General features: G+C 68.0%; 7 protein-coding genes. All 7 read right to left on the bottom strand.

Annotation, left to right across the window (positions count from 1 at the left end):
* Nucleotides 1-1,385: metallophosphoesterase (locus tag ABIR74_RS09925; protein WP_348177592.1), on the bottom strand; the 1,385-nt coding region annotated here is incomplete at its 3' end.
* Complete coding sequence (locus ABIR74_RS09920; protein WP_348177590.1) at nt 1,385-2,563, bottom strand: mannosyltransferase family protein; 1,179 nt, start codon at nt 2,561-2,563, stop codon at nt 1,385-1,387. The genes ABIR74_RS09925 and ABIR74_RS09920, both read right to left, overlap by 1 nt.
* 138 nt (nt 2,564-2,701) lie before the next feature.
* Nucleotides 2,702-3,907, bottom strand: coding sequence for a TIGR04282 family arsenosugar biosynthesis glycosyltransferase (locus tag ABIR74_RS09915; RefSeq protein ID WP_348177588.1), 1,206 nt, complete (start codon nt 3,905-3,907; stop codon nt 2,702-2,704).
* Complete coding sequence (locus ABIR74_RS09910) at nt 3,904-4,902, bottom strand: NAD-dependent epimerase/dehydratase family protein (protein ID WP_348177586.1); 999 nt, start codon at nt 4,900-4,902, stop codon at nt 3,904-3,906. The genes ABIR74_RS09915 and ABIR74_RS09910 overlap by 4 nt, the downstream gene beginning before the upstream one ends.
* A gap of 18 nt (nt 4,903-4,920) precedes the next feature.
* Nucleotides 4,921-5,313, bottom strand: a complete 393-nt coding sequence (locus ABIR74_RS09905; protein WP_348177584.1) for a hypothetical protein — start codon at nt 5,311-5,313, stop codon at nt 4,921-4,923.
* Nucleotides 5,277-6,329, bottom strand: coding sequence for a carboxypeptidase-like regulatory domain-containing protein (locus tag ABIR74_RS09900; RefSeq protein WP_348177582.1), 1,053 nt, complete (start codon nt 6,327-6,329; stop codon nt 5,277-5,279). The genes ABIR74_RS09905 and ABIR74_RS09900 overlap by 37 nt, the downstream gene beginning before the upstream one ends.
* A gap of 77 nt (nt 6,330-6,406) precedes the next feature.
* A partial coding sequence (locus ABIR74_RS09895; protein WP_348177580.1) for a glycosyltransferase family 2 protein occupies nt 6,407-6,988 on the bottom strand: 582 nt, incomplete at its 5' end.

The raw sequence follows: 6,988 nt of genomic DNA, 5'->3' as shown, positions 1-6,988 counted from the left end.
TAGTCGAGGTACGAGAGCGCGAGCGACGTTTCAGCGAGCGGCGAGCTCTCATGATCGATCATCCACGTGTCGATCACGAGTCGGCCGTCGGCTGTCTCGCCCAGGCGAAAGACGCGTGCCTGCTGTGGATAGTCCACAAGCGACGATGTGCTCATCAACCAGTAGCCCCCGCGCGCCGTCGGGCGGGGCGTGATCCGATTCCGATGCGTGTCACCCGAGACGACAGCCACAACGTTCGGGTCGGCATCGAGAAGCGTCAGCGCTTTCTCTCCGCCCTCGGCCGTCGTGAGCGGAGAGTGAGAGAACACGATGACGTGGTCGTCGCCCGCGGCGACGAGGGCCCTCCGAAGCCATAGCACCTGCCGGGAGCGGACGATCCCCGCCGCTCCGCTCCCACGCCGGATCGTGTCGAGGGCGATCCCTCGAACACCCGGAGCGATCTCGAAGCTGTAGTCCAGCAACACCCCATTGCCGCCCTGACCACTGGCGCGACGGAGGCGATCCACGACGGCACCGGCGGCGAGCTCGCGACGTCGTGGATCCCGTGTGACACGAACGGACGGGCCTGGCAACCCCTGCGCCAGAACCTCCTCGACGTTCCGCGGCCGGAGCTCGGCAACCCGTGCGGCATCCACGAACTCGTCGTCGAGGCCCGAGAGCTTCCGGCCACCCACGGCGATCGCTCGCGTCCGCTCGCTCGGCGCCACGTTCCCTTGCACGAGCACGTCGTGGTTCCCGAGGAGTGGAAACCAGGGTGCGCGGAGACCGGGAGAGACGAATCGACGCTGTGCAGAGGCGAGCAGGCCTGGATTCGGCGGTGGATCGACATCGGGTCGGTAGTAGACGGGGTCGGGATTCGCCGCATCCTGCACACCCTCGTAGGCGCGCGCCCCGCTCGCGGGATCGACCCGACCGCCGTTGAGGACGGCGACCGCTGTCTCGAGCTCGTTCCGCTGCGCGTTGTCGATCAGGTCACCGGTCACGACAACCGCCTGCAGATCGAGCCGGTTGAGCGCGCGCACCGTGGCTGCCAGAACCTGCGCGGTCAGCGTCTCGTGAGGTCGGAAGGCCGACGTGAAGGGCGGCCCGAAGCGATCGAGCGGCTCGAGTCGGGCAGGCGATTCCTCGTCGACGACATGGGCATCGGTGATCTGGGCAAAGGTCGCGAGCTCACGCGATGGCTCGGCGACCGGAGCGAGATCGCCGCGAGGAACGAGCGGCTCGCCGGGGCCTCGTCCGAGCACGCCATCTCCGTCCTGGTCGATCCAGGTCTCGTCACGCGTCGACGTCGCCTTCGGCGTGGCGACTTCGTCCGGGCGCGTCAGGGCCCAGGCAGCGGCGGCCACGACAACGATGATCGCGATCAGTGAACCGATGCGCACCATCACCCGATCCACCCGAAGCGAACCCATTCGACGGTTGCGAGGACGAGCAGCATCGCGCTGATCCCGACGATCGCCGCGTTCACGCGCGTGCGCTCTCCGAGAACGCCGAGCGCGAGGAAGAACGGGAAGACGACGAGCCCGAAACGGGGCAACGACAGAAGCGGCGACGGTGTTGCAGGGAAGCTGAGTGGGAGCGCGAGGCTGAGCGCCGCGAAGAGCCCATACGGCGCGCCGACGCGTCGCCAGGCGACGACCGCGAGCGCCACGAACAGCACGAGGAACCCGGCATTCACGAGCTCACTCGGCCAGAGGAGATCGGGGCCGCCGGGATCGCCCAACTCGAGAGCAGTCGTCCAGGCCTTTCCCAGGCCGTGCCAGATCCCACCGAGCGGGCCTGCGGGCGAGAGGTGCCGTTGCCACAGTGCTTGAGCACCGTAGAGGTCATCGAGACTGCCACGGGTGTCGTGCACAACGAGCAGATGCGCCGAGGCGATCAGCGGAGCGGCCGCGAGTGAGAGGAGCGCCCTCCGTCGCTGGCCGGAGCGCCAGGCGATGATCGCGAGCGCGGGCAGAAGCGCAACGCCAGCCACACGCGTCAGAATGGCGAGACCGCAGACGACTCCCGCGGGAAGGAACCGTCCCCGCTCGGCGAGGAGGAACGCTCCCAGCGCAAGAAGCAGGTACAGCGACTCGCTGTACACCGCTCCGAAGAAGAACGCTGTTGGGAAGAGCGCCACGTAGAGCACGGCGCGCCGTGCGGACGGCCCACCGACGAGACGCACACCGAGACGCTCGAGCAGCACCAGGGATCCGAGCAGCGAGACCAGCGAGATGAGCACGCCAGCCGTGAGATCGTGGCCCCCGAGCATCGCGCCGAGCGCGGCGACGAGCGCCGGGTAAAGCGGCCAGAAGGCAAGCGTCTCCGCGGCTCCGTGATATCCCTGCTCGGCGATCATCAGGTACCAGACGCTGTCCCACCGCGCCCACAGATCGATCGGCCACCCGAGGTCGTGGAGGAGCGGGCTTGCGCCCTCGCGCTCGAGGCGCGCATGCGTCGGGAGCAGTGTGGCGAGCAACGCGACGGCAGTGATCGCCGCACGTGTCCAGAAGAAGGTGTGGACGGCGTACCACGACCGAGCCGCGGGCTGCGCCGGGTTCACGCCGGGCGAAGCCGACATGCGCCCCCCGACGGCATTGCGATCAGCATGAAGGAGAGCTTTTCGTCACGCCATCCCCTGCTGCCGTTGCCACGAGATACGCGATGGTCGGCGCCTCCCCGTGCTCCGGCCCCGCAGTCAGGTCGACAACGACCTTGTTCATACCCCTCCACTTTCTCTGGTTGGCCCGAGGCGCTCCGCCGCGAGCAGAATCGTGAGGGCGGTCTGCCCCTCGGCAAACCCGCCCTGCCTGGCAGTCCTCACCGCTTCCTCGAGTGGCATCCGCACGAGCGTGACGCGCTCCTCCTCGTCGGGATGCGCCTCTCCCACGGAGACGCCAGTGGCAAGCCACGCATCCGACCGGAGGCTCAGGTGCGCACTCGACGAGAAGAACGTCGTGAGGTGCACCCAGTCCGCAGCCTCACCCCCCGCCTCCTCGTGGAGCTCCCGCTGCGCCGCCTCGAGCGATGATTCGCCGTCAGCGACCGATCCCGCCGGAACCTCGAGCGTCCAGTCGCGCACCGGGTGGCGGTACTGCCGGACGAGGAGCATTTCGTCCTCGGCGGTGATCGCAGCGACGAAGACCGCACGCGGAGCCCCGAGATAGGAGTACGACGTCTCGCGGCCTTCCCAGAGCAGCCGATCGTCGATGTGGTCGCGCCACGGTGACGAGGCGAGCAACTCGCTCGCGACGAGCTCGAGCGGCGGCGGCTCGGGCAACGACGGCACGAGCTCCGAGATGAGCCTCGCCGTGTTCGGGGCACGTTCGAGTACGGGGTCGCGCGCGATGATCGCGAGATCGACGAGCGTATCGACGTCACGCCAGGCTTGAAGCTCGACGACGCGAAGACCGGCCGCCTCGCACCGCGCACACGTGACTGCGTGGACGGCGGGAGTCGACCAGGGAATGTTCTCGAAGGGTCGACTGTCCGCTTCCCGCATCGCGATGAGCCAGTAGCCGCCGTCCATCGCCGGGCCGAGGACGACATCTGCCCCGTTGTCGAGCGCCTCGAACGTCGCCGTCAACGCGCCGTGCGGTACACCTGGAATGTCCGATGAGACGATGGCCACAGGACCTTGGTTGACATGTCTCGCGATCCCGAGGCGAAGCGCGTCCGCAAGCCCTCGTCCCTCCTGCTGGACGAGCGGAACGCCCGGAAGCAGGGTTGCGAGGGGTGCTCGGTCGGACTCCGAGCCGTAGAGGACGCGCGTGTCCGCGACTTCCCGGCGGCATGCGTCGACGGTGTCGAGAAGCAGGCACCCATGGAGCTCCGCCGCCCGGAGCGCGGTCAACGGCGGCACGAGCCTCGTCTTCGAGCGCCCCGGCGTAGGCGCCTTCGCAACGACGAGGACGATCCCGGTCACGAGACCCTCCTGAGCACCCCGAGCGCCTGCTCCCGCCAGCGGCTCCGGTGCGCGATGCCTTCGGGCCGACTGTCCCCCGCCTCGCGGTACCAGTCGTACGAGCGGATCAGCGCCTCGGCCCCGCTCCGAGCCGGAGTCCAGCCGAGCACCGCCTCGGCCCGCGTGCAATCGAACACGATGTCCCGATCCGCCGAAAGGCGGTGCCACCGTTGCAGCGGCGAGAGATGGGCAGCATCGAGTACCGCCAGCGCAGCCTTCGCCGGCATCGCGGGGATACCGACGACCCGGCTGCGCGATCCGGCGTGCTCGATCAGCGTCTCGAGATCTGCGCGGATCGAGCCACTGACCCGGCCGCCGACATTCAGGACTCCGTCTCCGGGACGGTTCGCGGCGAGCTCGAGCGCGTGGACGAGATCGGACACGTCGAGCAGCTGGTAGCGATTCGCACCGTTCCCGAGCGTGTAGATCCTGCGTCCCTCACCGATCCAACGGAAGAGGATGCCGAAGACCCCGAGCCGTTCCGGGCCGATGAACGCCGAAGGGCGAAGGACGAGAGGAGCCGGCGCGACCTCGAGCCAGGCGCGTTCGGCCGCGAGCTTCGAGCGGCCGTAGGGCTCGCAGGGATGTGGCGTTGCAGTCTCATTGACCGGCGGCGGCAGGATGCCGTAGACGACGCCGGAGGAGACGAAGACGCTGCGGCGCACACCGGCCTCGCGGGCAAGACGCGCAAGCTGGGCCGTCGCCGATTCATTGACCGCCTCGAGGTTTCCGCCGGACGGAAGCGCCGCCGCGGCGTGAATCAGCACGTCGACGCCCTCGAGCGCACGACGAACGAGACCTTCGTCCCGCACGTCACCCACTACCGACTCGACGTCGGCGAACCCATCCTCCAACGGCTCGAGATCGAGCGAGCGCGCAGCGATGCCACGCTCGTTGAGGCGTCGGAGGAGATGAACCCCGAGAAAGCCCGAACCCCCGGTGACGAGCCAGGTCACGTGCTCTCCGGGTTCCGGTCAGTCATCCTTCGCCCCGGCCCTGATCCACGCAGCGATCGTCTCCCGGTCATCACGCGTCAGGACGCCTCGGAGTGACGGATCGGGCGGGTGGATGAGCAGGTACGAGAACTCCGGCTTGCCCGGCACGACTCGCTCGAAGGCAGGTCGTGTCGCCGCCGAGACGCGAACGAGATCCGCGTACGACTTCCCACGACGAAGGTCGAGATAGGGGTAGGCGACCGGATGGCAGGAGATGCACTTACTGTCGAAGATCGGCTGCACGTCCGCCGCATAGCGAGGCGCAGATCCACGCGATCCAACGACGATCACGAGAGCCGCAACCGCGCACCCCGCAACGAGCGCAGCGACCGCGATCAGCCCTCGACGGTGAGGAAGTCCGAGACGTTGCATTGCTCGTCGACCCCGAGGAAGACCCAGGGCCCGGGGAGCGCCGAAGGGCTCGTTGCCGACCAGCGGCCCGGAGCATTGTCAGCGTTGTGCAACTCGACCGTGATCCCGGCCTTCGGGTTGACCGCGAGTGTGTAGTTACCGTCGAGATTCGATCCGGCCACCGTCATCGAAAGGCTCTTACCCGAGACGGCAGGCTTCGAAATCGTCGGGTTCGGCACGATGCGCGTCGGGAGCCCGAAGTTCACCGCCTCGGTCTCCCCCTCGTCGAGAGCAACGATACGAGAGACGTAGATCGATCTCGGCGCGTACGCCTTGAGCAGGAATCGCCCCTCGGGCGCGTCCGCCAACGTGTACTTTCCGGTCGAATCCGTCACGGCGACCCGGTAGTGCTCCTCACCACCCTGCAGCGTCGATCCCTGGAGCAGCAACGTGACGAAAGCGCCTGCGATCGGCTTGCGCGCCTGGTCGATGACGGTGCCCGTGATCGTCCCGTTGCCCTTCTGCTCGGACGACGACGCGGTTCCCTCGACGCTCGGTGGTGGCGTTCCCGGCGTCGTGACCTCCGGCCCGCCGGTCGTGCCGTCCTCTTGCTTCGCCCCCTGCGCGATCCAGTCGTGGATGATCTTCATGTCCTCGGCGGAGATCGGCGGTGCCCCCGGCGGCATCCTCGACCCGACCGCGGGGATGTCCGCGATCACGGGAGCCCCACCCACCTTGAGATAGAGGAAGCTGTTCTCGGGGTCGCCCGCGACGACGCGATACAGGTCGGGATCCTCGAGCGCCTTGATCCCCACGAGATCGTCGTAGGCTTTGGCGTCCTGGAGATCGAGCGACGAGTTGACGCCCGGATGGCAGCCCTGGCAGCCGTTCGACTGGAAGACCGACACGACCTGTGAAAACGAGACGGGCGTGCCGGATCCCTCGTCGTCGTCATTCCCGCCGCAGGACGCGACGAGCAATGCCAGACCGACGCAGACGATCGTCGCAGCGAGCGAGAGTACTGGGCGACGCCTCATCGTGAGCCAGTCTTACTGCGGGTCAGCGTGCCGTCAAGGGTGGGAACCTGAACATGGTCTTACGCAACCGGCTGATGTCATCCGTACCGAGCGACCACGTGGAGCATCCTCGTACCGGCCCTGATCGAGGGGCCGAGCTTTCCGGAGACCTTCGATTCGCCGCCCCGCCGCGCACGAGACGGTACGGGGATCTCGATGATCGGCAGGCCCTGGCGCGCAGCCTTGACGATCATCTCGGTCGGCCAGCCGTAGGTCAGTTCTGCCATTCCGAGTTGCTCGAGTGCGTCACGTCGAATCGCACGCATCGGAGGAATGTCATGGATCCGCGTGCCGTAACAGAGGCGTACGAGCAGCGACACGAGCGCGTTCCCAAGCCGCTGGTGACCATGCTGCGCACCACGCTCGGGGTCGACCCGGGCCCCGAGCACGAGCGCTGCGCGACCGGACCGGATCGGCTCGACGAGAGACTCGATAGCCGCCGGGTCGTCGCTCCCGTCGCCGTCGAGGAAGACGAGGATCTCCGCGTCCGTCGCACGCGATCCCTCGAGACAGGCGCGACCGTAGCCGCGACGCGGCTCGAGGACGACGAGTGCTCCCGCTGCCCGAGCGAGCTCTGCCGTACCGTCGGTCGACCCGCCGTCGACGACGACGATCGTCTC

The sequence above is a fragment of the Gaiella sp. genome, from assembly GCF_039915195.1.
In the GTDB taxonomy this organism is placed as follows: Bacteria; Actinomycetota; Thermoleophilia; order Gaiellales; family Gaiellaceae; genus Gaiella.
Note: the sequence above shows the minus strand (reverse complement) of the source record. Positions and strands in the feature narration are given on the sequence as shown.

Excerpts from the sequence above, each read along its gene's own strand:
- ABIR74_RS09920 (WP_348177590.1), bottom strand. The coding sequence starts at position 2,563 with ATGTCGGCTTCGCCCGGCGTGAACCCGGCGCAGCCCGCGGCTCGGTCG.
- ABIR74_RS09905 (WP_348177584.1), bottom strand. The coding sequence starts at position 5,313 with ATGCAACGTCTCGGACTTCCTCACCGTCGAGGGCTGATCGCGGTCGCT.
- ABIR74_RS09900 (WP_348177582.1), bottom strand. The coding sequence starts at position 6,329 with ATGAGGCGTCGCCCAGTACTCTCGCTCGCTGCGACGATCGTCTGCGTC.